Annotated in this window: 23 protein-coding genes; 19 read left to right on the forward strand and 4 right to left on the reverse strand. The window is 55.3% G+C overall.

Annotated features, from left to right (window positions below):
* Nucleotides 1-5 precede the first annotated feature (5 nt).
* On the forward strand, nt 6-1,658 hold the full coding sequence (gene flgK, locus ACA373_RS01650; protein WP_253454601.1) for a flagellar hook-associated protein FlgK: 1,653 nt from the start codon (nt 6-8) through the stop codon (nt 1,656-1,658).
* 20 nt (nt 1,659-1,678) lie between these two features.
* The gene (flgL, locus tag ACA373_RS01655; protein WP_253454600.1) at nt 1,679-2,644 is read left to right on the forward strand and encodes a flagellar hook-associated protein FlgL; all 966 of its coding nucleotides are present in this window, start codon (nt 1,679-1,681) and stop codon (nt 2,642-2,644) included.
* Between the two features lie 98 nt (nt 2,645-2,742).
* Here the strand turns inward: flgL and ACA373_RS01660 are convergent, their stop codons facing one another.
* Both ACA373_RS01660 and rne read right to left on the reverse strand, forming a co-directional pair.
* Entirely contained in the window at nt 2,743-3,315 is a 573-nt protein-coding gene (locus ACA373_RS01660) for a flavin reductase family protein (RefSeq protein WP_301252714.1), read from the reverse strand.
* Nucleotides 3,316-3,850: 535 nt separating this feature from the next.
* Entirely contained in the window at nt 3,851-7,579 is a 3,729-nt protein-coding gene (rne, locus tag ACA373_RS01665; protein ID WP_370733903.1) for a ribonuclease E, read from the reverse strand.
* Nucleotides 7,580-8,148: 569 nt separating this feature from the next.
* On the opposite strand from rne, the gene rluC reads away from it, so the two are divergent.
* Nucleotides 8,149-9,111 (forward strand): 23S rRNA pseudouridine(955/2504/2580) synthase RluC, encoded by a 963-nt coding sequence (gene rluC / locus ACA373_RS01670; protein ID WP_253461018.1) that lies wholly within the window; start codon nt 8,149-8,151, stop codon nt 9,109-9,111.
* A 430-nt stretch (nt 9,112-9,541) separates the two neighbouring features.
* Here rluC and ACA373_RS01675 read toward each other — a convergent pair whose 3' ends face one another.
* Complete coding sequence (locus ACA373_RS01675) at nt 9,542-10,126, reverse strand: nucleoside triphosphate pyrophosphatase (protein ID WP_253454597.1); 585 nt, start codon at nt 10,124-10,126, stop codon at nt 9,542-9,544.
* 142 nt (nt 10,127-10,268) lie between these two features.
* On the opposite strand from ACA373_RS01675, the gene yceD reads away from it, so the two are divergent.
* The 16 genes from yceD to ptsG all read left to right on the forward strand — a co-directional run bounded on the left by yceD (nt 10,269) and on the right by ptsG (nt 24,205).
* Nucleotides 10,269-10,790 (forward strand): 23S rRNA accumulation protein YceD, encoded by a 522-nt coding sequence (yceD, locus tag ACA373_RS01680; RefSeq protein WP_125290775.1) that lies wholly within the window; start codon nt 10,269-10,271, stop codon nt 10,788-10,790.
* Between the two features lie 14 nt (nt 10,791-10,804).
* A complete protein-coding gene (gene rpmF, locus ACA373_RS01685) occupies nt 10,805-10,975 on the forward strand; it encodes a 50S ribosomal protein L32 (RefSeq protein ID WP_013025362.1) in 171 nt (56 codons plus the stop codon).
* A 23-nt stretch (nt 10,976-10,998) separates the two neighbouring features.
* Nucleotides 10,999-12,030, forward strand: coding sequence for a phosphate acyltransferase PlsX (gene plsX / locus ACA373_RS01690; protein WP_370733904.1), 1,032 nt, complete (start codon nt 10,999-11,001; stop codon nt 12,028-12,030).
* Nucleotides 12,031-12,036: 6 nt separating this feature from the next.
* Entirely contained in the window at nt 12,037-12,990 is a 954-nt protein-coding gene (locus ACA373_RS01695; protein WP_125290773.1) for a beta-ketoacyl-ACP synthase III, read from the forward strand.
* Between the two features lie 16 nt (nt 12,991-13,006).
* Nucleotides 13,007-13,936, forward strand: a complete 930-nt coding sequence (fabD, locus tag ACA373_RS01700) for an ACP S-malonyltransferase (protein WP_301252721.1) — start codon at nt 13,007-13,009, stop codon at nt 13,934-13,936.
* A gap of 13 nt (nt 13,937-13,949) precedes the next feature.
* Nucleotides 13,950-14,684 (forward strand): 3-oxoacyl-ACP reductase FabG, encoded by a 735-nt coding sequence (fabG, locus tag ACA373_RS01705; protein ID WP_125290771.1) that lies wholly within the window; start codon nt 13,950-13,952, stop codon nt 14,682-14,684.
* A gap of 154 nt (nt 14,685-14,838) precedes the next feature.
* Nucleotides 14,839-15,075, forward strand: a complete 237-nt coding sequence (gene acpP, locus ACA373_RS01710; protein ID WP_004157115.1) for an acyl carrier protein — start codon at nt 14,839-14,841, stop codon at nt 15,073-15,075.
* Between the two features lie 88 nt (nt 15,076-15,163).
* A complete protein-coding gene (gene fabF, locus ACA373_RS01715; RefSeq protein WP_125290770.1) occupies nt 15,164-16,405 on the forward strand; it encodes a beta-ketoacyl-ACP synthase II in 1,242 nt (413 codons plus the stop codon).
* 506 nt (nt 16,406-16,911) lie between these two features.
* Nucleotides 16,912-17,613, forward strand: a complete 702-nt coding sequence (locus tag ACA373_RS01720) for a hypothetical protein (protein ID WP_370733905.1) — start codon at nt 16,912-16,914, stop codon at nt 17,611-17,613.
* Nucleotides 17,606-18,031 (forward strand): hypothetical protein, encoded by a 426-nt coding sequence (locus ACA373_RS01725; protein WP_369894854.1) that lies wholly within the window; start codon nt 17,606-17,608, stop codon nt 18,029-18,031. Before ACA373_RS01720 ends, ACA373_RS01725 begins: the two co-directional genes overlap by 8 nt.
* A 206-nt stretch (nt 18,032-18,237) precedes the next feature.
* The gene (gene pabC / locus ACA373_RS01730) at nt 18,238-19,050 is read left to right on the forward strand and encodes an aminodeoxychorismate lyase (protein WP_369894853.1); all 813 of its coding nucleotides are present in this window, start codon (nt 18,238-18,240) and stop codon (nt 19,048-19,050) included.
* Nucleotides 19,047-20,066: an endolytic transglycosylase MltG gene (gene mltG / locus ACA373_RS01735; RefSeq protein ID WP_370733906.1), complete on the forward strand. Its 1,020-nt coding sequence runs from the start codon at nt 19,047-19,049 to the stop codon at nt 20,064-20,066. Before pabC ends, mltG begins: the two co-directional genes overlap by 4 nt.
* Nucleotides 20,056-20,688 (forward strand): dTMP kinase, encoded by a 633-nt coding sequence (tmk, locus tag ACA373_RS01740; protein WP_253454591.1) that lies wholly within the window; start codon nt 20,056-20,058, stop codon nt 20,686-20,688. Before mltG ends, tmk begins: the two co-directional genes overlap by 11 nt.
* Entirely contained in the window at nt 20,685-21,671 is a 987-nt protein-coding gene (holB, locus tag ACA373_RS01745; protein ID WP_301252730.1) for a DNA polymerase III subunit delta', read from the forward strand. The genes tmk and holB overlap by 4 nt, the downstream gene beginning before the upstream one ends.
* Nucleotides 21,672-21,688: 17 nt before the next feature.
* Nucleotides 21,689-22,480, forward strand: coding sequence for a metal-dependent hydrolase (locus ACA373_RS01750; protein WP_301729736.1), 792 nt, complete (start codon nt 21,689-21,691; stop codon nt 22,478-22,480).
* Nucleotides 22,481-22,771: 291 nt separating this feature from the next.
* The gene (gene ptsG / locus ACA373_RS01755; RefSeq protein WP_253454588.1) at nt 22,772-24,205 is read left to right on the forward strand and encodes a PTS glucose transporter subunit IIBC; all 1,434 of its coding nucleotides are present in this window, start codon (nt 22,772-22,774) and stop codon (nt 24,203-24,205) included.
* A gap of 65 nt (nt 24,206-24,270) precedes the next feature.
* On the opposite strand, the gene ACA373_RS01760 is transcribed toward ptsG, so the two are convergent.
* Nucleotides 24,271-24,936 (reverse strand): hypothetical protein, encoded by a 666-nt coding sequence (locus ACA373_RS01760; RefSeq protein WP_253454587.1) that lies wholly within the window; start codon nt 24,934-24,936, stop codon nt 24,271-24,273.
* Nucleotides 24,937-25,002 lie beyond the last annotated feature (66 nt).

The raw sequence follows: 25,002 nt of genomic DNA on the forward strand, positions 1-25,002 counted from the left end.
CCGACATGTCTAACTTAATTAACACCGCTATGACCGGTATCAACGCCGCTTCGGCCGCGCTGAGCACCACCAGTAACAACATCAGCAATTACAACGTTGCTGGCTATTCACGTCAGACTACGGTTCTTGCCCAGGCAAGCAGCACGCTGAACGGCACGCAGTATTATGGCAACGGCGTGGCGGTGGCCAGCGTCAACCGCGAATACGATGCCTTTATTACCAATCAGCTGCGCAGCGCCAGCACCCAGTCCAGCGCGCTGACCACGCAGTACAGCCAGCTGTCCAACATTGACGATATGTTTTCCAGCACCACCAATACGCTGTCGACCACCGTGCAGGATTTCTTCTCTTCGCTGCAAACGCTGGTCAGCAACGCCTCCGACTCGTCTTCGCGTCAGGCGGTATTGGGTAAGGCCGACGGTCTGGTTAACCAGTTCAGGGTTACGGATACTTATTTACGTAACGTAGACAGCAGCCTGAGCACCTCGATCACCTCCAGCGTCGATCAGATCAACGGCTACGCTAAGCAGATCGCCAATATCAACCAGCAGATCACCAAGCTGAAAGGCGCGGGCGCGGGCAACGAGCCTAACGATCTGATGGATCAGCGCGATCAGCTGGTCAGCGATCTGAACAAAATTGTCGGCGTAACCGTCAGCCAGCAGGACGGCGGCAGCTATAACATCAGCATCGGCAACGGTATTTCGCTGGTGCAGGGCGACAGCTACAGTAAGCTGGCCTCCGTTTCTGCCAGCAGCGATCCGAGCCGTAAAACTATCGCTATGGTGGATAATACCAGCGGTAAGGCGACGGAAATCCCGGAAAGCCTGGTGACCACCGGCTCGCTGGGCGGCCTGCTGGCTTTCCGCACCGATCTGGATAATACCCGTAACCAGCTTGGCCAGATGGCGATGGCGCTGGGCGACAGCTTCAATACCCAGCACAAAGCGGGCTATGACAGCAACGGCGACGCGGGCGAGGCCTTCTTTAACCTCGGCGGCCCGTCGGTGACGTCCAACACCAATAACAGCAAGACGGCTTCGCTTTCGGCAGCCTGGACCGATACCAGCGCGGTAAAAGCGTCTGATTATAAGGTGAGCTACGACACCAACGGCTGGAGCGTAAAGCGTCTTTCCGACAATGCCAGCGTGTCCGCGAACCCGTCTACGGACGCCAGCGGCAACACCACGCTGAACTTTGATGGCCTGCAGCTGACGGTGTCCGGTACGCCAACGGCGAAGGACAGCTTCCTGGTGAAGCCGGTTGCCAACGTTATCACCAATATGAGCGTCAATATCACCGACGAAGCTAAAGTCGCCGCTGGCGATGCCGATAATGGTGTGAGCAACAACAAAAATGCTCAGTCGCTGCTGGATTTGCAGACCAAAAAAGTGATCGGCGGCAGCAGCACGGTGACGCAGGGCTACGCCAGCATGGTTGCCTCTATCGGTAACAAAACCAGCAACCTGCAAACGACCAGCACCACGCAGGGCAACGTGGTGACGCAGCTGACCAATCAGCAGCAGTCCGTTTCCGGTGTGAACCTGGATGAAGAATACGGCAACCTGACGCGCTATCAGCAGTATTACACGGCCAATGCGCAGATTTTGCAGACCGCCACGACCATATTTAACGCGCTGATTGGCGCCGTAAGCTGATTCCTCAGAAGGATAAAATCATGCGTTTAAGCACCACAATGATTTATGACCAGCAAATGCGCGGCATTTCTGATTCGCAGGCCAGCTGGCTGAAGTCAGGCGAACAGTTATCGACCGGCAAACGCGTGGTCAGGCCCTCGGACGATCCGGTCGCGGCGGCCCAGGCCGTTGTGCTGTCTCAGGCTCAGGCCGAGACCAGCCAGTACAAAACGGCGCGTAACTTCGCCACCAGCAGCCTGTCGCAGGAAGCCACCAATCTGTCTCAGGTGACCAGCGTGATCACCCAAGCGCAAACGGCGGTAGTGGCGGCTTCAACCGGCACGCTGTCGGACGAAGACCGCTCGACTTATGCAACCACGCTCACCAGCCTGCGCGATCAGCTGATGAACCTGGCGAACTCTACGGACGGTAACGGCCGCTATATTTTCGCTGGTTACAAGTCCGATACGGCACCTTTCACTCAGGATGCCAGCGGCAACGTCGCCTACAGCGGCGGCGATACCGCCATCAGCCAGAAAGTGGATGCCAGCCGCACCATGACCACCAGCCATACCGGCAGCCAGGTCTTTACTTCGCTGACCAGCAATGCGGTGGCGGAGCCGGACGGCAGCGCCAGTGAAAGCAACATCTTCACCACGCTGAACACGGCGATTAACTCGCTGAAGCAGCCGCTGGCGAATGCGGACGGCGCGACCAAAGATGCGGCGGCAGCGGATATGGCTAAGGCCAACCGTGGCCTGCGTAACTCCATGAACAACGTGCTGAAAGTTCAGTCCGAAGTGGGTACGCAGCTGAGCGAGCTGGACAGCATTGAAGCGAAATCTGACGATACCGCGCTGAGCCAGGCGACCCAGATGAGTAATCTGGTAGATGCCGATTACACCAGCACGATTTCGTCTTACACCATGAAGCAGGCTGCGCTACAGGCGTCTTATAAAGTGTTCAGCTCCATGTCGCAGATGTCGCTGTTTAAAATGAATTCTTAGGTTTACCCATTTTGGACGCGCTTAAACCGGGTGCGTCCGTTTTTTCCCCGTCTTCAGATTAACCTCCTGACGACGGGTTTTTTTTGCCTGTTGTTTGCTTATTCCACCACCAGCGACGTGCCGGTAGTATAGAAATGTTTGCCGGCAATATAGTGCAGGCTGCGCCACTCATCGCCCGCTTCTTCAAAGTGCCAGTGACCTTCTCTGAACACCCGGCTGTCAGCCCACGCGCTTTTAATTTCCCCGATAAATAAATCATGATCCTGCTGATTTTGTTCAAGCGGGATAAGATGACAAAAAAGCCAGGCGGCACAGCCTGCCACCAGCGGCGGCGCAACTTCCGGCACGGAGAAAAGATCCACGCCCGATTTCAACAGTTTATCCTGCTCTTGATGGCGTGAATGGGTGCCCAGGTAATGCACAAGGTCGGCCTGCGCGGCGGTGGGAACCTGGATAACAAACTGACCGCTGGCTTCAATCAGGCGGCGGGTAAAGGCGCTTTTATCAAGCACCACCGTTAATTTTGCCGGTTTGAAATCCAGTCCGCACGCCCAGGCGGCGGACATCACGTTTTCGACGCCTTCATGTGTTGCCGACACCAGGATTGTTGGGCCGTGATTGATCAGCCGATAAGCTTTTTCGAGTTCAACAGGTTGAAAAAAAGCATCCATAAATAGCCTCCTTTGAAATGGATAAATAAAGCTAAGCGTGGCGGCGGGATATGACAATGCCGGATGGCATCCCTTCACCGGAGTAACCGCTTCCGGTAACGAAACCACGTGTAAAACAGTCGCTTCTGCATGTCATTTGCTGACAATCTGCACTGCCCGTACCAAAAGGAAGCGACACGCCGGGTAAACCGGTTATGTTAAGCGGCACCGTCGCCCCTTGCAGACAGGTTGCGTCAACGCTTTGCCCCGCAATAGTAAACTGTTCAACGCCATGTTTATGAGCAGGAACTGGCAGCACTTACGTAATCAGCACGTCATAGCGTGAAAAATAATCGGCAACGCCATCGCGTAGCCGCCTGGCTGGCCTGATCCCGACCAAGGCCGGAAATCGAGCGTTTGGCGCGGATAATTACTATCAAAAATAATGATTAATAGCGGAGAAGCGGCGCATATCGTGCAGCCAGCATAGTATTGCGCCAGCTCAGGCAAAAAAAAACCCCGGTCAGTGACCGGGGCTTTTTATCAGCCTTGCTGCTTACTCAGGGCGGGTAGCCGGAGCCGTCGCCTGATGAGTGGCGGCATGACCACCTGCGGAACCTTTGCCTTCAAAGTTGAAGGAAGGACGCACCCAGTCGCTGTTGCGAGCAGGTTCTGCCTGGTACTCAGGCGCTGGCGCTTTGGTCATCGGTGCCGTGGCATGATGTTTAAAGGCCGGCGCGGCAACTTCAGGCTGCGCTTTTTCAGCAACGGCTGTTGTTGACGCTGGTGCTGCCTGAGCCTGTGGAGCAGCTTCAGCAGGTGCCTGAGGACGCGCTGGCGCAGCGGAAGCAACACGCGGTGCTTCAGCCTGTGCTGCTGGCGCTGCTGCTTCAGCCTGAGCCGGAGCCTCGGCCTGCGCTGCTGGCGCTGCTGCTTCAGCCTGGGCCTCAGTCTGTGCTGCTGGCGCTGCGGCTTCAGCCTGGGCCGGAGCCTCAGTCTGCGCTGCTGGCGCTGCGGCTTCAGCCTGTGCGGACGCAGAAGCAGGCTCGTCGCGACCGGCAACCGGCGTGTGCGGCTCGGAAGCCACTACGGGTGCTTTGACTTCTGGCGCGTTAAGCACTTCGGCTACCTGCTGCTCTGTTTGCTCGCTGACGTCGGCGGCGAAAGCCCGATCGGCAGCTTCGCTTTCTGCGGGTTCCGCAGCCGGGAAGGCGGCCTGTGCAACCTCTTGCGCGACTTCTTCGTCAGCGGCGGAGATAACGGCAGGTTCTTCATTCACCGGCGCAGCAATCGCAGCGTTGTCGGTTACGGCTGTTGGCGCTACGGCAGCAGCGATTTCAGCCGATGTTGTTGGCTCGACAGAGTCTGGCTCAGCGATATGTACCGGCTGCACTTCGTCCTGTACATCCTGCGGCAGGCTTTCAGCGGCCGCCACGGCAACGGGTGCGGCCGTCTCTTCGTGACCGTAATCCGGCACTACCGACTGCTCAATCTCATGGTTATCAGAGATATGGGCTACCGGATAGGAGACCCACACTTTACCTGAAGCCATTTCCGGGGAAGCGGCGGCAAAGGTCAGCGGCATCGGCGACTGGTTCGGGTAACGCTCGTCACGATAGCGACGACGACGCTGGCCGCTAACGCGCAGATGACGTGGCGAACGACGTGAACGACGAGGCATGCTGTTGGTGTCGCGCTCTTCCTCATCAGCTTCCACGATATCCACCGCTTCGGTCAGGGCTGGCTGCTGTTCTTCAGCTGGCGCGGCTTCTTCCGGCGCGAAAGAGCGGGCTGCGGTTTGCTCAGCCGTCTCGATACGCACTTTCTGGCTCAGCTGGCGCGGCTTACGACGCGACATTACCTGAACCTGCTCTTCACCCTGTTCAACAGCGACAGCCGCTTCTTCTTCTGGCAGTGCGCTTTCAACTTTTTCTTCCTGAGCGGCCAGGCGTTTTTCTTCCTGACGACGTTTGCGCTCGGCGCGCTGTTCGCGGCGTTGCTGCTGCTGCTCTTCACGCTGCTGGTTGCGAACTTCTTCACTGACCGGCGCATCATCCTGCGGCGTGACGTTGCGTTTGTTGCGACGATTCTCTTCGCGTGCTTCCGCCTGCGGATCGCTGTCGCGCACCATGCGCTCGTTACGATTGCTGTTGCGATTGTTGTTACGCTCGCCGTTGCGGTCGTTACGTTCGCCATTGCGGTCATTACGCTCGCCGTTGCGGTCATTACGCTCGCCGTTGCGGTCGTTACGTTCGCCATTGCGGTCATTACGCTCGCCGTTGCGGTCGTTACGTTCACCGTTGCGGTCGTTACGTTCGCCGTTGCGATCGTTACGCTCGCCGTTACGGTCGTTGCGTTCACCGTTGCGGTCGTTACGCTCGCTACGGTCACCGTAACGATCGCCATTGTTGCGGTCGCGACGGTTATTCTGACGGCGGTTGTTACGACGCTCGCTGCGCGGCGGGGTAGCTTCCGGCGCTTTCTCTTCTTCTTCCACCACGGCGGCAGGCTGAGGCTGTTCGGCTGGCTTCTCTTCGGCAGCGAACATCTTCTTCAGGCCACGCAGGAAGCGGCCGACCAGGCCCGGCTCGTTAGCAGCAGGCGCGGCGGCAGGCTGAGCGACAGCAGCAGGCTCGACAGGCGCTTCTGGTTCCGGCTCGTGCGGCACAGGCGGCGCATCCGGCATTACAAACGCGGCCAGAGCTGGTTGCTCAGGACGTTTGCGCTCGGCGTGCTCTTCTTCCGAAGGCAGCGCCATTTCGGCTTCATGCAGCTTTGGCAGATGATAGCTGAGGGTCTGCGTTTCTTCGCCGCTGCGCACGCGCAGCACGGAGTAGTGCGGTGTCTCCATCTGATCGTTAGGCACGATAATCGCGCGCACGCCGCCCTGGCGTTTTTCAATGGCGCTTACCGCTTCACGTTTCTCATTCAGCAGATAGGATGCGATCTGTACCGGAACAATAGCGTGGACTTCTTTGGTGTTCTCTTTCAGCGCTTCTTCTTCAATCAGACGCAGAATAGAAAGCGACAGCGATTCGTTATCACGGATGGTGCCGGTGCCGCTACAGCGAGGGCAGACGTGATGACTGGATTCGCCCAGCGACGGGCTGAGGCGCTGACGCGACATCTCCAGCAGGCCGAAACGCGAGATATGGCTAATCTGGATACGGGCACGATCCTGGCGCACGGCTTCACGCAGGCGGTTTTCTACCGCGCGCTGGTGGCGAACCGGCGTCATATCGATAAAGTCGATAACAATCAGGCCGCCCAGGTCACGCAGGCGCAGCTGGCGGGCAATTTCATCCGCCGCTTCCAGATTGGTATTAAAGGCGGTTTCTTCGATATCGCCGCCGCGGGTAGCGCGCGCGGAGTTGATGTCGATAGCGGTCAGCGCTTCGGTGGAATCGATAACGATAGAGCCGCCGGAAGGCAGACGCACTTCACGCTGGAAGGCCGACTCGATTTGCGATTCGATTTGGTAATGGCTGAACAGCGGGATTTCGCCGGTGTACAGCTTGATTTTGCTGCTGAAATCGGGACGGCCCAGCGCGGCGATATGCTGGCGAGCCAGCTCCAGCACTTTCGGGTTATCAATAAGGATTTCGCCGATATCCTGACGCAGATAGTCGCGGAAGGCGCGAACGATAACGTTGCTTTCCTGATGGATCAGGAAGGGAGCAGGGCGGCTGTCGGCAGCCTTTTTAATCGCTTCCCAGTGCTTCATACGGAAGCTTAAATCCCACTGCAGCGCCTCGGCGGATTTGCCGACGCCTGCGGTACGCACGATCAGTCCCATGCCTTCCGGGAGATCCAGCGCGGAAAGCGCTTCTTTCAGCTCGGTGCGGTCATCGCCTTCGATACGGCGGGAAATGCCGCCCGCGCGCGGATTGTTCGGCATCAGCACCAGGTAGCTGCCGGCCAGACTAATAAAGGTAGTCAGCGCCGCGCCTTTATTGCCGCGCTCTTCTTTATCAATCTGAACAATAACTTCCTGACCTTCACGCAGCACGTCTTTGATATTAGGACGGCCATGAGAGGAATAGTTGGCAGGAAAGTTTTCGCGGGAGATTTCTTTCAGAGGGAGAAAACCGTGTCTCTCAGCGCCGTAGTCAACGAAGGCGGCTTCAAGGCTGGGTTCGATGCGGGTAATTTTACCTTTATAGATATTGGCTTTCTTCTGTTCGTGTCCTGGGCTTTCGATATCCAGATCGTACAGACGCTGTCCGTCTACAAGGGCGACACGCAACTCCTCCTGTTGAGTTGCGTTGATCAACATTCTTTTCATCGTAACTTACTCATTATTCTTACATTAGTGACAAAGCTACGGGCATAGTAACGCTGGACGCGTCTAAACCGATGGCCCCGTGTCTCATCGCAAAGCCGTCAACCTCCCGGTTGTCGCCAGCTCAAGGGGCGCAAATCTCGGTAGCCTGCTTTTCAACTGGAAAAACAGCGCGTTTATAAAGAGGGATAACCACCAGTGGTACCAGAGTGAACCTGTCCCGTCTTGTCGTCCAGGCTGCAACCCGCAGCCCGCTAAATGCCTGATTGCACAATACGTCTTACGCCATTGCTGCGTGTATGTACGATCCGGCAAAATTCTTATAACGCTATTCTCTTGTTTCACATGCGTTGAGCCAGTAAAACGGAATCATTATTCCACTGCTAAGCTTGTGATAGCAAGGTGACTTTTCCCGCTCTGCGAAGTTTATTCCAGCTTTTAAAACGATTTGCAGCGCTTTTCAGCAAATTGCCGAAAAAACAGGCATAAACCTTCTGCGGCAGAGGTCACTGTCAGTTAAGCACAGAAAAAGAAGTGGCGCTATGCTGACGCTCTATTTAGAATCGCCAACCATGAAAACCAATACTCCAGCAGTTCAAATTGTGACTATCGCCGCCGATGACGCGGGGCAGCGCATCGATAATTTTTTACGCACGCAGCTAAAAGGCGTGCCGAAAAGCATGATTTATCGCATTTTGCGCAAGGGCGAAGTGCGGGTAAATAAAGGACGCATTAAGCCGGAATACAAGCTGGAAGCCGGGGATGAAGTGCGTATTCCACCGGTTCGGGTCGCAGAACGCGAAGAAGCGGCCGTTTCGCCAAAGCTGGATAAGGTGGCCGCGCTGGCGAACGCTATCGTTTATGAAGACGATTATATCCTGGTGATGAATAAGCCCTCAGGCACCGCCGTTCACGGCGGCAGCGGGCTAAGCTTCGGCGTAATCGAGGGCCTGCGGGCGCTGCGTCCGGAGGCGCGTTTCCTGGAGCTGGTGCACCGTCTGGATCGCGATACCTCTGGCATCCTGCTGGTAGCAAAAAAACGCTCCGCGCTGCGTTCGCTGCATGAACAGCTGCGTGAAAAGGGGATGCAGAAAGACTACCTGGCGCTGGTGCGCGGCTCGTGGCCTTCCCATGTAAAAGCGGTGCAGGCGCCGCTGCTGAAAAACATTTTGCAAAGCGGCGAGCGCGTGGTGCGGGTAAGTAGCGAAGGCAAGCCTTCCGAAACGCGTTTCAAAGTTGAAGAGCGTTATGAAAAGGCGACGCTGGTCAAAGCCAGCCCCATTACCGGGCGGACGCACCAGATCCGCGTACACACGCTGCATGCGGGGCATCCGATTGCCTTTGACGATCGCTATGGCGAAAGAGATTTCGATGCTCAGCTGGCGGGAACGGGTCTGAAAAGGCTGTTTCTGCACGCCGCCGCGCTTAAGTTCACCCATCCGAACAGCGGAGAAGTGATGCGAGTGGAAGCGCCGCTGGATGATGAGCTGAAGCACTGCCTGGCCGTATTGCGAAAAACCTCTCCGGCGAAGTGATCTTTAGTGCAGCGTTATTCGACATTGGGCATGGATGCTCAGCGTCAGTAAAGGCAGGTCATAACCGGTTCTGGCAATCGTCAGCGGTAAAGACGGTTCGCCAGTGAGAGATAACGGACGATCGTATGTCTTAAATAATATGCCTTCAATAAATCAGTGATAAATTGCAGGCCCTGTTTTTAAGCGATTCCTCCCTGGCGCTACGCTAAGGCTAATGGCGGGAGGCGCTGTCCGGATAAGCGAACCGAGCGTGTCAGGGATGACGTTTTTTGCGTGTCCCGGTTCCGGATGGCCCCTCCCGCTTTCTTACAGGCTAAAGCGACTTAGCCCATGGGGACTTACGTATAGCCTTGAACCTCCTGACAAGCCAGAAACGACCTGCCAGCCTCAAAATTTCTGACCAGCCAGAAGCTGCCGAGCCGACAGGATCCTAACCTGCCAGCGGATCCATTCCCGCCTCGCGCAGCATTTCGCAAAGCGCGATTAGCGGCAGCCCGACCAGCGTATTAGGATCGCGGCCCGTTAATCTGTCGAACAGCGTAATACCTAATCCTTCGCTCTTAAAGCTGCCTGCACAGCCCAGAGGCTGCTCTTTGCGAACATAATTAATAATCTCCTGCTCCGTTAATAATCTGAAATCCACGCTGAAAGGTTCGCAGATCGCCTTTATGCTTTTCGTCCGGCTATTAAAAAGCGCAAGGCCGGTATAAAAAATCACGCTATGGCCGCTGGCCTGGCGTAACTGCTCGCAGGCTTTCTCTTCCGTATGCGGTTTTCCGGTTATTTTACCGTCTATTACGCAAACCTGGTCGGAGCCTATAATCAGATGGTCAGGATAGCTTGCCGCCAGCGCGCGGGCCTTCTGGCCGGCAAGGCGCTGCACCAGATCTATCGCAGATTCGCCGGTCTGCGGCGTTTCATCCACCTCCGGCGCTGCGGTAATAAAAGCGAGGCCCAGTTTCTCAAGCAAGGCTTTTCTGAAAGGGGAGGTTGAAGCCAGAACCAGCTGTGTCATAATTTTTTCCGGAATAGATAGCGCAGGAGTGCAGGACATTTTAAACTATGCGCCGCACTGGTTGCGAATAATGGGTGAAAGATGCTGTTAAACGGCCTTTTTCTTTGACTCTAACTCGTTACAAAGTTAATATGCGCGCCCTATGCAAAAGGTAAAATTACCCCTGACTCTCGATCCGGTTCGCACCGCTCAGAAACGCCTGGACTACCAGGGCGTTTACACCCCTGAACAGGTGGAGCGTCTTGCCGAATCGGTAGTGAGTGTGGATAGCGATGTAGAATGTTCGATGTCGTTCGCAATCGACAATCAGCGTTTAGCGGTGCTGAAAGGCACTGCGGCGGTCTCCGTTACGCTGTGTTGTCAACGCTGCGGCCAGAACTTTCCGCATTCTGTCCACGTAACGTATTGCTTCAGCCCGATCGTCAATGACGAGCAGGCGGAGGCACTGCCGGAAGCGTACGAGCCGGTCGAAGTCAACGAGTTTGGCGAAATCGACCTGCTGGCGGTGGTGGAAGATGAAGTTATCCTCGCCCTGCCGGTCGTTCCGGTGCATGATTCTGAACACTGTGAAGTGTCCGAGGCGGACATGGTCTTTGGCAAGTTGCCTGCAGAGGCGGAAAAACCAAACCCATTTGCCGTATTAGCCAGTTTAAAGCGTAAGTAATAGGAGTAAGGTCCATGGCCGTACAACAGAATAAACCAACCCGTTCCAAACGTGGCATGCGTCGTTCACACGATGCGCTGACCACTGCCACTCTTTCCGTAGATAAAGTTTCTGGCGAAACGCATCTGCGTCACCACATCACTGCGGATGGTTACTACCGCGGTCGCAAGGTCATCGTTAAGTAACTCACGGCCCAGCCGGCGATACTTTGACACGTTTGACCCTGGCGATTGATGCCATGGGCGGGGACTTCGGTCCCTGCGTGACAGTGCCTGCGGCAATGCAGGCACTGGCGTCCGATCCGCAGCTACATCTTCTTCTGGTCGGCGATCCCGACACACTCACGTCATTACTCGCAAAAGCTGATTCCGCGCTCCGGGAACGTCTACAGATTATTCCTGCCGAGTCGGTTATTGCCAGTGATGCCAGACCGGCACAGGCTATTCGTCATAGCCGGGGTTCCTCAATGCGCGTGGCGCTTGAGCTGGTAAAAGAAGGACAGGCCGACGCCTGCGTCAGCGCAGGCAATACCGGCGCGCTGATGGGGCTGGCCAAGCTCATGCTCGGATCGTTAAACGGTATCGAGCGTCCGGCGCTAATGACCGTGCTGCCCAACGTACGGGCTGGCAAAACGGTGCTGCTGGATTTAGGCGCTAACGTGAATTCCGATAGCGCTATGCTGGTGCAATTCGCGATAATGGGTGCGGTCATGGCGGAAGAAGTGCTGGCCATCAGCCGACCGCGCGTTGCGCTGCTGAATATTGGGCAGGAAGAAACCAAAGGTCTGGAAACGATTCGGGACGCCGCAGGTATTCTGCGTGACGCGCCGGAAATTAACTATATTGGATACCTCGAAGGCAACGAACTCCTTACCGGGAAAACGGACGTCCTTGTGTGCGATGGCTTCATCGGCAACGTCACGTTAAAGACAATGGAAGGCGTGGTCAGAGTGTTTCTTTCGCTGTTGCAATCGCCAGAAGGTAAAAAAAGGGCCTGGTGGCTGTCGCTGCTGGGGCGTTTGCTGGAAAAACGCCTGGCTAAGCGCTTCGGTCATCTTAACCCCGACCAGTACAATGGCGCCTGCCTGTTAGGGCTACGCAAAACCGTGGTAAAAAGCCACGGCGGCGCCAGCCAGCGCGCATTTGTTGCGGCGATAGAACAGGCAGAGCAGGCGGTGCGGCGGCAACTTCCGGAAAGGATTGCCGCCCGCCTTGAAACTGTATTACCTAAGAGTGACTGAGCGGACATGTATACAAAGATTATCGGTACGGGCAGCTATTTGCCTGAACAGGTGCGGACTAACGCCGATCTGGAAAAAATGGTGGATACGTCGGACGAGTGGATTGTCACCCGTACCGGTATCCGTGAACGTCGCATCGCTGCGCCCGACGAGACCGTGGCGACGATGGGCTTTCATGCCGCCGAGCGCGCGCTGGAAATGGCGGGTATCGATAAAGACGATATCGGCCTGATTGTGGTGGCAACGACCTCCTCCAGCCACGCCTTCCCAAGCTCCGCCTGCATGATCCAGCAAATGCTGGATATTAAAGACGCCGCGTCTTTCGATCTGGCGGCGGCCTGTGCGGGCTTCACCTACGGCCTGAGCGTCGCCGATCAGTACATTAAAAACGGTGCGGTAAAAAATGCGCTGGTGATTGGTTCTGACGTGCTGGCGCGTATGCTCGATCCTGAGGATCGCGGCACGATCATTCTGTTCGGCGATGGCGCGGGCGCCGTGGTGCTTGGCGCCAGCGAAGAGCAGGGCATCATTTCCACCCATCTGCACGCAGACGGCCGCTACGGGCAGCTGCTGACGCTGGCTAACCAGGATCGTGAGAATCAGGCACAGCCTTCTTACGTCACCATGGCCGGCAACGAAGTCTTCAAAGTTGCCGTGACGGAGCTGGCGCATATCGTTGAAGAAACGCTGCAGGCCAATAACCTTGAGCGCGAAGCGATTGACTGGCTGGTGCCGCATCAGGCCAACCTGCGTATTATCAGCGCTACCGCGCGCAAGCTGGGTATGGAAATGGATAAGGTCGTGGTCACGCTCGATCGTCACGGCAACACGTCTGCCGCCTCTGTGCCGACCGCGCTGGATGAAGCGGTGCGCGATGGCCGCATCAAGCCAGGTCAGCTTATTCTGCTGGAAGCCTTTGGCGGCGGTTTCACCTGGGGCTCGGCGCTGGTTCGTTTTTGATTAACAGGATATAACAATGACGCAATTTGCTATGGTTTTTCCAGGTCAGGGTTCGCAGACCGTGGGTATGCTGGCCGAACTGGCGGCAGAAAACGCGCTGGTAGAACAGACGTTTCGCGAAGCTTCCGACGCGCTGGGTTACGATCTGTGGGCGCTGGTGCAAAACGGCCCTGCTGAAGAACTGAACAAAACCTGGCAGACGCAGCCCGCTCTGCTGGCTGCATCTGTTGCTATTTTCCGCGTTTGGCAGGAAAAAGGCGGATCTCAGCCTGCAATGCTGGCAGGACACAGCCTGGGCGAGTATAGTGCGCTGGTTTGCGCAGGCGTGATCGACTTCAAAGAAGCGATCAAACTTGTCGAACTGCGCGGCAAACTGATGCAGGAAGCGGTGCCGGCAGGCACGGGCGCCATGCAGGCGATTATCGGTCTGGACGACGCGGCTATCGCTAAAGCCTGCGAAGAGTCGGCGCAGGGAGAAGTTGTTTCTCCGGTGAACTTTAACTCGCCGGGTCAGGTTGTTATCGCGGGCAACAAAGCGGCGGTAGAACGCGCTGGCGCAGCCTGTAAAGCCGCTGGCGCAAAACGTGCGCTGCCGCTGCCGGTTAGCGTCCCGTCGCACTGCGCGCTGATGAAGCCCGCTGCGGACAAGCTGGCCGTCGCGCTGGAGGCGATTGTCTTTAGCGCGCCAACCGTGCCGGTCGTCAACAACGTGGATGTTAAGTGCGAAACGTCGCCTGAAGCGATCCGCAGCGCGCTGGTTCGCCAGCTCTACAGCCCGGTTCGCTGGACTGAATGCGTAGAGTTCATGGCGCAGCAGGGCGTTACGTCGCTGCTGGAAGCAGGGCCTGGCAAAGTGCTGACCGGCCTGACAAAACGAATTGTAGACACCCTGACGGCAACGGCGATCGGCGATGCGGCCAGCCTGTCAGCGGCGATCGAGCAGTAAAAAGAGGATGAAGATGAGCTTCGAAGGAAAAATTGCGCTGGTGACCGGCGCGAGCCGCGGCATTGGCCGTGCGATTGCAGAAACCCTGGTCGCGCGTGGCGCGAAGGTGATTGGTACCGCTACCAGCCAGAGCGGTGCGGATGCAATCAGCGCTTATCTGGGCAGCAATGGCAAAGGCCTGCTGCTGAATGTTACCGACAGCGCGTCTATTGACGAAGTGTTGGGAAATATTCGCGCAGAATTTGGCGAAGTGGACATTTTAGTCAATAATGCTGGCATTACGCGTGATAATCTTCTGATGCGTATGAAGGACGACGAGTGGCAGGATATCCTGGACACTAATCTGACTTCCGTATTCCGCCTGTCAAAAGCGGTAATGCGCGCTATGATGAAAAAACGCGTGGGCCGAATTATTACCATTGGCTCCGTTGTTGGAACAATGGGTAATGCGGGTCAGGCAAACTACGCGGCAGCAAAAGCGGGTTTGATCGGCTTCAGCAAGTCACTGGCGCGTGAAGTCGCGTCACGTGGTATTACCGTTAACGTTGTGGCTCCCGGTTTCATTGAAACCGACATGACGCGTGCGCTGACTGAAGAGCAGCGTGCGGGCATCCTGGCGGAAGTGCCGGCGGGTCGCTTAGGCGGCGCGCAGGAAATCGCCAGTGCCGTTGCATTTTTAGCCTCTGACGAGGCGGCGTACATCACTGGTGAGACGCTGCACGTCAACGGCGGAATGTATATGGTCTGATAATCGCGAAAACTATTTGCGTTATTTGCGGTAATGCCCGCAAAATAGCGTAAATTCGTGGTTTGACCAGCCGGGATTTAGTTGCATCTTTTTCAACATTTTATACACTACGAAAACCATCGCGAAAGCGAGTTTTGATAGGAAATTTAATAGTATGAGCACTATCGAAGAACGCGTTAAGAAAATCATTGGCGAGCAGCTTGGCGTTAAGCAGGAAGAAGTTGTTAACACTGCCTCTTTTGTAGAAGATCTGGGCGCTGATTCTCTTGATACCGTTGAGCTGGTAATGGCTCTGGAAGAAGAGTTTGATACCGAGATTCCGGACGAAGAAGCTGAGAAAATCACTACCGTTCAGGCTGCTATTGATTACATCAATGGTCACCAGGCGTAAGTGAGCATCTCCAGGCGGTCGCTCGACCGCCTGAGTTTTATCTGTAGGTCCCACTGATTCTCTTTTATCCCCTCCCTGGAGGACGAACGTGTCTAAGCGTCGTGTAGTTGTGACCGGTCTTGGCATGTTGTCTCCTGTCGGCAATACCGTAGAGTCTACCTGGAATGCTCTTGTTGCCGGTCAGAGTGGCATCAGCCCGATCGACCATTTTGAAACCAGTGCCTACGCAACGCGTTTTGCTGGCTTAGTAAAGGATTTCAACTGCGAGGAGTTTATCTCGCGTAAAGATCAGCGCAAGATGGACGCCTTCATTCAATACGGCGTTGTTGCTGGTATGCAGGCTATGCAGGATGCCGGTCTGGTCATTACTGACGAGAACGCGCACCGTATCGGCGCCGCTATCGGCTCCGGCATCGGCGGTCTTGGTCTGATAGAAGAAAACCATACCTCGCTGGTGAACGGCGGTCCGCGTAAAATCAGTCCTTTCTTTGTGCCTTCCACTATTGTGAACATGATTGCCGGTCATCTGACTATCATGTACGGCATGAAAGGGCCGAGCATTGCCATTTCTACCGCCTGTACAACCGGTGTGCATAACATTGGTCAGGCTGCGCGTATGATTGCTTACAACGACGCCGACGTCATGATTGCTGGCGGCGCAGAGAAAGGCAGTACGCCACTGGGCATTGGCGGCTTTGGCGCGGCACGTGCGCTTTCTACCCGTAACGACAATCCTCAGGCGGCAAGCCGTCCGTGGGATAAAGACCGTGACGGCTTCGTGCTGGGCGACGGGGCAGGTATCGTCGTGCTGGAAGAATACGAACATGCTAAAAAGCGCGGCGCGAAGATTTACGCCGAGCTGGTTGGCTTCGGCATGAGCAGTGATGCTTACCACATGACCTCGCCGCCGGAAAACGGCGCGGGCGCGGCGCTGGCAATGGAAAACGCCCTGCGCGATGCACAGCTGTCGCCGGAAAAAATCGGCTATATCAACGCACACGGCACCTCGACGTCTGCGGGCGATGTGGCAGAAGCGCAGGCTGTGAAATCCGTATTTGGCGCTGCGGCGTATGACGTAATGGTCAGCTCCACAAAATCCATGACCGGTCATCTGTTAGGCGCGGCGGGAGCAGTAGAATCCATCTACTCTATCCTTGCACTGCGCGATCAGGTCATTCCGCCTACCATCAATCTGGATAACCCGGATGAAGGTTGCGATCTGGATTTTGTGCCGCATACGGCGCGTCAGGTTAAAGGACTGGAGTACGCTCTGTGCAACTCCTTCGGGTTTGGCGGCACTAATGGCTCGCTGATCTTCCGGAAAATCTGATTGTCTGTTGTGAAAAAAGGCCCGCAAATGCGGGCCTTTTTTGTATAGTATTCACGCCTGTTTTATTATCAATTCAGCATCTTAGATGTTTTCTGGTACATCACGGCTCCTCTGGAATCCACAGATGTAGTCCTCTGCATTCGTTTGTTGATGCGCGTCCGATGCACTCTGTATTAACCCGGCCAGCAGGTGAGCGCACTTAAACAGAAGTCCAGTCTTCTAATCGACTAAATTGTCACTCGCGCGCGGGTTTTTATACGCCTATTAAAGTGTCGCCTGTTGCTTACTGAGTCGTTCAGACCTGGCCGCCATTGCAGCGTACGCACCCCTGTAATTTGACAGAATAAATAGTTTGCAGACAAACCAGCACCGCGCCGGGTGTGCTTGCGTAATTCCAGCCAAAATTTTCTACAGTGGGCTTGATTCTGAAAGGAAAAATAGTCGATGGAAGGGATGTGATTTCCTGGTTATTATTTGGGCTACCTTGATGGAAAGGAGCTCCATAAATGAGTAAACGGCAAAATATAATTGACGGTCGCCAAAGTCATTTAAGATATGGATTGATTTATACTGAAGTACTTGGATGGGTCGATCTCGGTCATGCGCAGGGTAGCGATATTAAAAGCCTGTTGAGAAAAATCGATAACGGAGAACACTCAGGTCAGGCGTGCTATGACGTTTCTTATTCGCAGGCTATGGTTGACCCGACTCACTCTTACAAGACAGGTAAATTTATAACCTGGCGCATTAAAAAAGGGCGTTCTAATTCTGAACGGCAAAGTATTGCACTGGCAATGATGATGTCGCTGGCACGGAAATTTGAAGGTTTGCAGGCCTCGTTTCCGTTTAATCTTATGACGGATAGTGGATTTAGCGGGGAAGATTTGGTTTCAGATTTACTGGGGTTCTACCGCGTCATTTCCAGCCACGATGTTTTTTCAGCATTACGACCTGTTAGTAAGAAAGAGGCGCTCAGGCGTTGGGATCATTACGGCCCAATAGGATCCTTTAAAAACGATTCATTTTCACCACTTCTTTTCCCCGATCCTGAAAAATCCCCTAATGCCAGGCCGCATAAAGGTGTATTACCTGATTTTATGAACCGGGTCAGGCCGTGGGATGACTTTCATTCCGGGAAGGTCAGTATCGCTTCCGCTGATGGTTCGTACATTGATAAAGCAAAGGGAGGCACATTACCCTATGCGTAAATCGTTGAAGATACTTTGTCCCATTTTTATAGTAGCTATTGCCGCACTTGCCTGTACCTGGCCTTACATAAGGATGGAGTTTGCTGGTAGCGCACACTATACCGAACAGGATAAACGTGAATACAATTTTTATACGCCTGATATCCTCAAAAAAATGCCGCGTATTTCCTGTCGCTATGACTTCGATTTTGCCAACATTACCGGCCCGGCAACGCACGTCTATGCAATAAAATTTTATGATACTGCGGATACTCATATAATTAATAATTATCTGGCTTCAGCCGGTTATAAGCAACAAAATGAATGTGATGCAGAGTCAGTGTGCTGGCGTGGCTCAGATCCTCTGGAAATAATTTATGTCGGAGTATTGAGAGGGGAAAAAACCGTCATTGTGCAGGTTGTTTACAATTTTACATAATGTTAGCCTGCTGGCCTGAAAATGAGTATGGAAAGAAACATAATCTATGAAGTAAAATTATTTATGTTTTAGTAGGTTAGTTTTATTTTCAGGCCCGCAAAAGCGGGCCTTTTTTGTTTTAACGTCTCGCTGCTTTGAGGATTCAAAAGGGCGTGGATCTGCGTAAGGATGCAGGTAAGCTTGCGCGTAGCAAATAAGGAGAGCAGATGATCTGGATAAACGGCCAGCCTCAGGAGCATTTGTCCGTCAGGGATCGCGCCGTACAGTTTGGCGATGGCTGTTTTACTACGGCCCGTATAGAGCAGGGTAAAGTCTTTGACCTGCGCGCGCATCTTGAACGATTACAGCAGGCCTGCGAGCGCCTGCTAATCCGTGATGTTGACTGGCAAGCCTTGCGGCAAGAGATGAAGATAGCCGCCGCGACGCGTACAACCGGCGTGCTTAAAGTTATTGTTTCTCGCGGTGTCGGCGGCCGGGGCTACAGCGCCAGCGGCTGCCAGCAGGCTTCACGCATCATTATGCTGTCGGACTATCCGACGCATTATCATCAGCTGCGCCAGACGGGCGTAAGGCTGGCGCTAAGCACCATCCGTTTGGGCCGCAATCCGCAGTTAGCCGGTATCAAGCATCTTAATCGCCTGGAACAGGTACTCATTCGCACAGAGCTTGAGCAGACCGGCGCTGACGAAGCGCTGGTCCTTGACACTCAGGGGCTGCTGGTGGAATGCTGTGCGGCAAATTTATTCTGGCGTAAAGGCGAGGAAGTTTTTACCCCCGACGTGACGCAGGCCGGCGTAAACGGTATCCAGCGTCAGCGGGTGATGCGGCTGCTGGCCGCGCAGGGTGTCAGAGTCAGGGAAGTCAGCGTACCGCCACAGATCCTCGAACAAGCGGACGAAATTTTTATCACCAATGCGCTGATGCCAGTGCTGCCGGTAGTGGAGATAGACAACCGGTTTTATCGCTCAAGAACGTTGTTTAATCGGATCAATGAGCACGATTTTCAGGGAAATTTATGACAGTAAAACGCAAACTAGTCGGCGGGATCGTCGCGCTTGTTATCGCCGGTTTGGCTTTCAGCTACTGGCAAATTAAGCAGCTGGCCGGTTCGCCGCTCTCGATTAACCATGAGACGATTTTCACGCTTCCGGCCGGATCGGGCCGCGTGGTGCTGGAAGCCGAGCTGAACAGGCAAAAAATTATTCCGCATTCCATCTGGTTTGGCTGGCTGCTCAAGCTGGAGCCGGAGCTGGCGAATTTTAAAGCCGGTACCTATCGCTTCACGCAGGGTATGACGGTACGCCAGATGCTGGCGCTGCTCTCCAGCGGTAAAGAGGCGCAGTTCCCGATCCGGTTTATCGAAGGGTCGCGGATGCAGGAGTGGCTGGCGCAGCTGCGCACAGCGCCCTATATCAAACACACGCTGGCTGACGATAAACTGACCACGCTGGGTCAGACGCTGAAAATGTCGGAGCAAAACGTCGAAGGCTGGTTCTATCCCGATACCTATTCCTACACCGCCAATACCACGGACGTGGCGATCCTGGAGCGGGCTCACGGCCAGATGGTAAAAATCGTCGATACGCTGTGGCAGAACAAAGCGGACGGGCTGCCCTATAAAGATAAAAATGATTTGTTAACCATGGCGTCGATTGTGGAAAAAGAGACGGCGTTGGGCGAAGAGCGCAGCAAGGTCGCTTCGGTATTTATCAATCGTCTGCGGCTGGGAATGCGTTTGCAGACCGATCCGACCGTGATTTACGGTATGGGCGACAGCTATAAAGGCACGCTGACGCGCAAGGATCTGGAAACGCCGACGGCCTATAACACCTATGTGATTGCCGGCATGCCGCCGGGGCCTATCGCCACGCCGGGCAAAGCCTCGCTGGAAGCCGCGGCGCATCCGGAAAAAACGGACTTCCTTTATTTTGTTGCGGACGGCAAAGGCGGACACACTTTTACCACTAACCTGGCGAGCCACAATCGCGCGGTCCAGGCGTGGCGCCTGCTGCTCAAGGAAAAAAATGAAAAGTAATTTTATCGTTATCGAAGGGCTGGAAGGCGCGGGCAAAACGACCGCTCGGGATACCATCGTTGCGACGCTTAAACAGCACGGCATTGAGGATATCGTCTTTACCCGCGAACCGGGCGGCACGCCGCTGGCGGAAAAACTCCGCGAGTTGATCAAGCAGGGGATTGAAGGCGAGCAGATCACCGACCGCGCGGAGCTGCTGATGCTTTACGCGGCGCGAGTGCAGCTGGTGGAGAATGTCATTAAACCGGCGTTGGCGCGCGGCGCCTGGGTGGTTGGCGATCGCCACGATCTCTCTTCTCAGGCCTATCAGGGCGGCGGGCGAGGCATGGATATCCGTCTGATGGCGCAGCTGAAACAGAGCGTACTGGGTGATTTCGCGCCTGATTTGACCCTCTATCTGGACGTGACGCCAGAAATCGGTCTGCAACGCGCCCGCTCGCGAGGCGCATTAGATCGGATCGAACAGGAGTCGCTGAACTTCTTTACCCGCACGCGTGAACGCTATCTGACGCTGGCCGCCGCGGACGAAAGCATTAAAACCATCGACGCCACGCAGGATATAGAGGGCGTCTCCGCCGCTATCCGACAGACGCTGGCGCAGTGGCTACAGGTACGGTCATGATCTGGTATCCGTGGCTTAACCAGCCTTACCGGCAGATCGTCGGCCAGCATCAGGCCGGACGCGGACACCACGCGCTGCTGCTCCAGGCGCTGCCGGGCATGGGCGATGCCTCGCTGGTCTGGGGGATAAGCCGCTGGCTGATGTGCCAGCGCAGAGACGGGCTGAAAAGCTGCGGAGAGTGCCACGCCTGTCGTTTGATGCAGGCCCATACGCATCCGGACTGGTACGAACTGTCGGCGGAAAAGGGCAAAAGCTCGCTGGGTATTGATGCGGTGCGCGGCGTTACGGAGAAGCTCTTCCATCATGCCCAGCAGGGCGGGGCGAAAGTGGTCTGGCTACCCGATGCCGCTCAGCTGACGGAGGCCGCCGCCAACGCGCTGCTGAAAACGCTGGAAGAGCCGCCGGTGAACACCTGGTTTTTGCTCTGCTGCCAGCAGCCGTCACAGCTGCTGGCCACGCTGCGCAGCCGCTGTCAAAGCGTTCACCTGGCCGCGCCGGACGAGACGCAAAGCCTGAGCTGGCTGCAAAAGCAGGCTGGCGCATCACAGCAGGATTGCCTGACCGCGCTGCGGCTAAGCGGCGGCGCGCCTGCAGCGGCGCAAACGCTGCTGGAAAAAAGCTGGGCGGCGCGGCAGGCGCTGTGCGAGGCGCTGCCGGGGGCGCTGCAAAAAGATATGCTATCCTTGCTGCCCGTTCTGAACCACGACGACGCGGCGGCGCGTACCGGCTGGCTTTGCGCGCTGCTGGTGGATGCGCTGAAATGGCAGCAGGGCGGCGGGCGCTTTATCGCCAATGCCGACAGCCAGACGCTGGTGGCGGAGGTTGCCCGTCAGCTACCGGCCAGCGCGCTGGATGAGAGCATTCGCCAATGGTTCCTGTGCCGCGATCGCCTGCTGAACGTGGTGGCCGTAAACCGTGAACTCTTATTGACCGACCAGCTGCTGGCGTGGGAGCAAATGCTCCATGCTTCCGTGGTCGGCTAACGAACCAGAGAATAATTATGTTTTTAGTAGATTCCCACTGTCATCTTGACGGCCTGAATTATGAAAGCCTGCACCGCGATGTGGATGACGTGCTGGCGAAAGCCGCCGCACGCGACGTGAAGTTTATGCTGGCGGTAGCGACCACGCTGCCCGGCTATAAAGCGATGACCGACCTGATTGGCGATCGTCCCAACGTGGCGTACTCCTGCGGCGTGCATCCGCTCAATCAGGATGAACCTTATGATTTTGCCGAGCTGCGCCAGCTGGCCGCCGACGAGCGTGTTATCGCCATGGGCGAAACCGGGCTGGACTACTACTATCAGAAAGAAACCATGGCGCAGCAGCAGGCCTCTTTCCGCGAGCATATTCGCATCGGCCGCGATCTGAATAAACCGGTTATTGTGCATACGCGCGATGCGCGCGAGGATACGCTGGCGATCCTGAAAGAAGAGAAGGTGGAAGGGTGCGGCGGCGTACTGCACTGCTTCACGGAAGATCGGGAAACGGCGGAAAAGCTGCTGGATATGGGCTTTTATATTTCGTTTTCCGGCATTGCCACTTTCCGCAATGCGGAAACGATCCGCGAGGCGGCACGCTATGTTCCGCTCGATCGCATGCTGGTGGAAACCGATTCGCCTTATCTGGCGCCCGTGCCTTACCGCGGCAAAGAGAATCAGCCCGCCTACACGCGCGATGTAGCGGACTATATGGCCGTAGTGAAAGGCGTCAGTATTGAAACGCTGGCCGAAGCCACCACCGCGAATTTCTCCCGCCTTTTCCACGTGCCGATGAGCCGTCTTACCGACTAAGCGCTTTATTTTATTGCTCGTAATAAATTTGTAAAAAAAGTAGTTCGTATCGCCTGTTTGTGGGCGATACGGCTTTTCAATGGGCAAAAACTGGCAAATTTCCGGGAATTAAACTACATAGCAGGCGGTTGTTCAGTGAAACGTGATAACCGTCAAACAAATGCTTTCGGAATTATTTTACAGTTCGTAATAAATCACGAGGGCGCAAAGCGCTCCACCCATAGCGGGTCCTCCCCCCGTTATATCGCGTTGAAAAGCGCGTAAAGCACCCATACTCAGGAGTTTCACACTATGTTCAAAAACGCATTTGCAAACCTGCAAAAGGTCGGTAAATCGCTGATGTTGCCGGTATCGGTGCTGCCGATTGCCGGTATTCTGCTTGGCGTAGGCTCCGCCAACTTCAGCTGGCTGCCCGCCGTTGTCTCTCACGTTATGGCGGAAGCAGGTGGATCCGTCTTTGCCAATATGCCGCTGATTTTCGCCATCGGCGTGGCGCTGGGCTTTACCAACAATGATGGCGTTTCTGCGCTGGCGGCGGTGGTGGCCTACGGCATCATGGTGAAAACGATGGCGGTCGTAGCACCGCTGGTGCTGCATATGCCAGCCGGGGAGATCGAAGCGAAGCATCTCGCCGATACGGGCGTATTGGGCGGTATTATCGCCGGTTCGATAGCAGCCTATATGTTTAACCGCTTCTACCGTATCAAGCTGCCGGAATATCTCGGCTTCTTTGCGGGTAAGCGCTTTGTTCCAATTATCTCCGGTTTCACGGCGATCTTTATCGGTATCCTGCTTTCCTTTATCTGGCCGCCAGTTGGTACCGCCATTCAGGAATTCTCACAGTGGGCCGCCTATCAGAACCCGGTAGTCGCTTTCGGTATCTACGGCGTAATTGAGCGTTCTCTGGTGCCGTTTGGTCTGCACCATATCTGGAACGTGCCTTTCCAGATGCAGATCGGCGAGTTCACCAATGCGGCTGGTCAGGTTTTCCACGGCGATATCCCGCGCTATATGGCAGGCGACCCGACCGCGGGCAAACTCTCCGGCGGCTTCCTGTTTAAAATGTACGGCCTGCCTGCGGCAGCGATTGCTATCTGGCACTCCGCTAAACCAGAAAACCGTGCGAAAGTGGGCGGCATCATGATTTCCGCCGCGCTGACCTCGTTCCTGACCGGCATCACCGAGCCAATCGAATTCTCCTTTATGTTCGTGGCGCCAGTCCTGTATGCGATCCACGCTATCCTGGCCGGTCTGGCTTTCCCTATCTGTATCCTGCTGGGGATGCGCGACGGCACCAGCTTCTCGCACGGCCTGATTGACTTTGTGGTGCTGAGCGGCAACAGCAGCCGTATCTGGCTGTTCCCGATTATCGGTATCCTGTACGGTCTGGTTTACTACACCGTGTTCCGCGTGCTGATTGTTAAATTGAATCTGAAAACGCCGGGCCGTGAAGAAACTTCAACGACGCAAACGGCAGGTAATTCCAGTGAAATGGCTGCTAACCTGGTTGCCGCTTTCGGTGGTAAAGAGAACATCACTAACCTTGATGCCTGCATCACGCGTTTACGCGTCAGCGTGGCGGACGTATCCAAAGTGGATCAGTCCGGTCTGAAACAGCTTGGCGCAGCGGGCGTGGTCGTGGCGGGTTCCGGCGTTCAGGCCATTTTCGGCACCAAATCCGATAACCTGAAAACCGAGATGGATGAGTACATCCGCAAGCAGTAATCAATCGGTAAGATAAAACAAAAAGCCCCACCTTCGAGTGGGGCTTTTTTTATCCGGCGTAAATGTCAGCCGCCAAAAAGGCCGCGATTCATCCATCCAATCCAGACAAGCGCGCCAGCAGCAGCTGAAAGGCTGCCGACAGCCAGCATTTGCACGCGCGCCAGCCTGCTCTGCTGCATGGCTAATGCATCCTCGCTCCATTGTTTTAAAGCTATAGTTTGCTGCTCATACTGTTGGTGGAGCTTCTGGCAAAAGGCTTCCGTTTGCTGTTGCGCTACCTTAAGCGCCTCGCTCACGTCTTTTTGCTGATTGGCAAGCTGATCTTCCACGCAACGAGCCAGCGCCTGCGATTCATCCTGTATCTGCTGACGCTGGCGCTGCCAGGCGATGTCGTAATGTTGCAGGCTTAGTTCAGTTTGTTGATGAAGCCTTTGTGCTTCCAAAAGCTTTTCGTCAAAGGCTTCCAACAATTGCTCTTTAGTCTGCTTAACTTCATGAGCAATAAGGATAAGCTGTTTAGCGCCTTTGGCCGTTAAGCCTTTTAATTCAAAATAGTCATTAATCAACTTTTCCAACGACTGCTGCTGTACTGCCAGCGTCTCCTGCTGTCCTTTAATGACCTCATTTGTTTCAGCTATCTCATTGGTCTGTTTTTTGATGCGGGTTTGTTGATTTTGCAGCTGCTGCTGTTGCTCATTCAGCATCTGGGCCTGGGCGATGGAAATCATCATCAGCTGGCCCAGCTTTTTAGCGAAGCTGGCCTGCAGTTCGGCGGCGTTCAGCTGCGCCGTTTCCAG

The organism is Erwinia sp. STN24 (genome assembly GCF_041320675.1).
GTDB classification, from domain to species: Bacteria; Pseudomonadota; Gammaproteobacteria; order Enterobacterales; family Enterobacteriaceae; genus Erwinia; species Erwinia aeris.

What these genes read in the sequence shown, in the direction of transcription:
- flgK (WP_253454601.1), top strand. Translation starts at nt 6, where the DNA reads ATGTCTAACTTAATTAACACCGCTATGACCGGTATCAACGCCGCTTCG.
- flgL (WP_253454600.1), top strand. Translation starts at nt 1,679, where the DNA reads ATGCGTTTAAGCACCACAATGATTTATGACCAGCAAATGCGCGGCATT.
- ACA373_RS01660 (WP_301252714.1), bottom strand. Translation starts at nt 3,315, where the DNA reads ATGGATGCTTTTTTTCAACCTGTTGAACTCGAAAAAGCTTATCGGCTG.
- rne (WP_370733903.1), bottom strand. Translation starts at nt 7,579, where the DNA reads ATGAAAAGAATGTTGATCAACGCAACTCAACAGGAGGAGTTGCGTGTC.
- rluC (WP_253461018.1), top strand. Translation starts at nt 8,149, where the DNA reads ATGAAAACCAATACTCCAGCAGTTCAAATTGTGACTATCGCCGCCGAT.
- ACA373_RS01675 (WP_253454597.1), bottom strand. Translation starts at nt 10,126, where the DNA reads ATGACACAGCTGGTTCTGGCTTCAACCTCCCCTTTCAGAAAAGCCTTG.
- yceD (WP_125290775.1), top strand. Translation starts at nt 10,269, where the DNA reads ATGCAAAAGGTAAAATTACCCCTGACTCTCGATCCGGTTCGCACCGCT.
- rpmF (WP_013025362.1), top strand. Translation starts at nt 10,805, where the DNA reads ATGGCCGTACAACAGAATAAACCAACCCGTTCCAAACGTGGCATGCGT.
- ACA373_RS01695 (WP_125290773.1), top strand. Translation starts at nt 12,037, where the DNA reads ATGTATACAAAGATTATCGGTACGGGCAGCTATTTGCCTGAACAGGTG.
- fabD (WP_301252721.1), top strand. Translation starts at nt 13,007, where the DNA reads ATGACGCAATTTGCTATGGTTTTTCCAGGTCAGGGTTCGCAGACCGTG.
- fabG (WP_125290771.1), top strand. Translation starts at nt 13,950, where the DNA reads ATGAGCTTCGAAGGAAAAATTGCGCTGGTGACCGGCGCGAGCCGCGGC.
- acpP (WP_004157115.1), top strand. Translation starts at nt 14,839, where the DNA reads ATGAGCACTATCGAAGAACGCGTTAAGAAAATCATTGGCGAGCAGCTT.
- ACA373_RS01720 (WP_370733905.1), top strand. Translation starts at nt 16,912, where the DNA reads ATGAGTAAACGGCAAAATATAATTGACGGTCGCCAAAGTCATTTAAGA.
- ACA373_RS01725 (WP_369894854.1), top strand. Translation starts at nt 17,606, where the DNA reads ATGCGTAAATCGTTGAAGATACTTTGTCCCATTTTTATAGTAGCTATT.
- pabC (WP_369894853.1), top strand. Translation starts at nt 18,238, where the DNA reads ATGATCTGGATAAACGGCCAGCCTCAGGAGCATTTGTCCGTCAGGGAT.
- mltG (WP_370733906.1), top strand. Translation starts at nt 19,047, where the DNA reads ATGACAGTAAAACGCAAACTAGTCGGCGGGATCGTCGCGCTTGTTATC.
- tmk (WP_253454591.1), top strand. Translation starts at nt 20,056, where the DNA reads ATGAAAAGTAATTTTATCGTTATCGAAGGGCTGGAAGGCGCGGGCAAA.
- holB (WP_301252730.1), top strand. Translation starts at nt 20,685, where the DNA reads ATGATCTGGTATCCGTGGCTTAACCAGCCTTACCGGCAGATCGTCGGC.
- ACA373_RS01750 (WP_301729736.1), top strand. Translation starts at nt 21,689, where the DNA reads ATGTTTTTAGTAGATTCCCACTGTCATCTTGACGGCCTGAATTATGAA.
- ptsG (WP_253454588.1), top strand. Translation starts at nt 22,772, where the DNA reads ATGTTCAAAAACGCATTTGCAAACCTGCAAAAGGTCGGTAAATCGCTG.
- ACA373_RS01760 (WP_253454587.1), bottom strand. Translation starts at nt 24,936, where the DNA reads ATGATGATTTCCATCGCCCAGGCCCAGATGCTGAATGAGCAACAGCAG.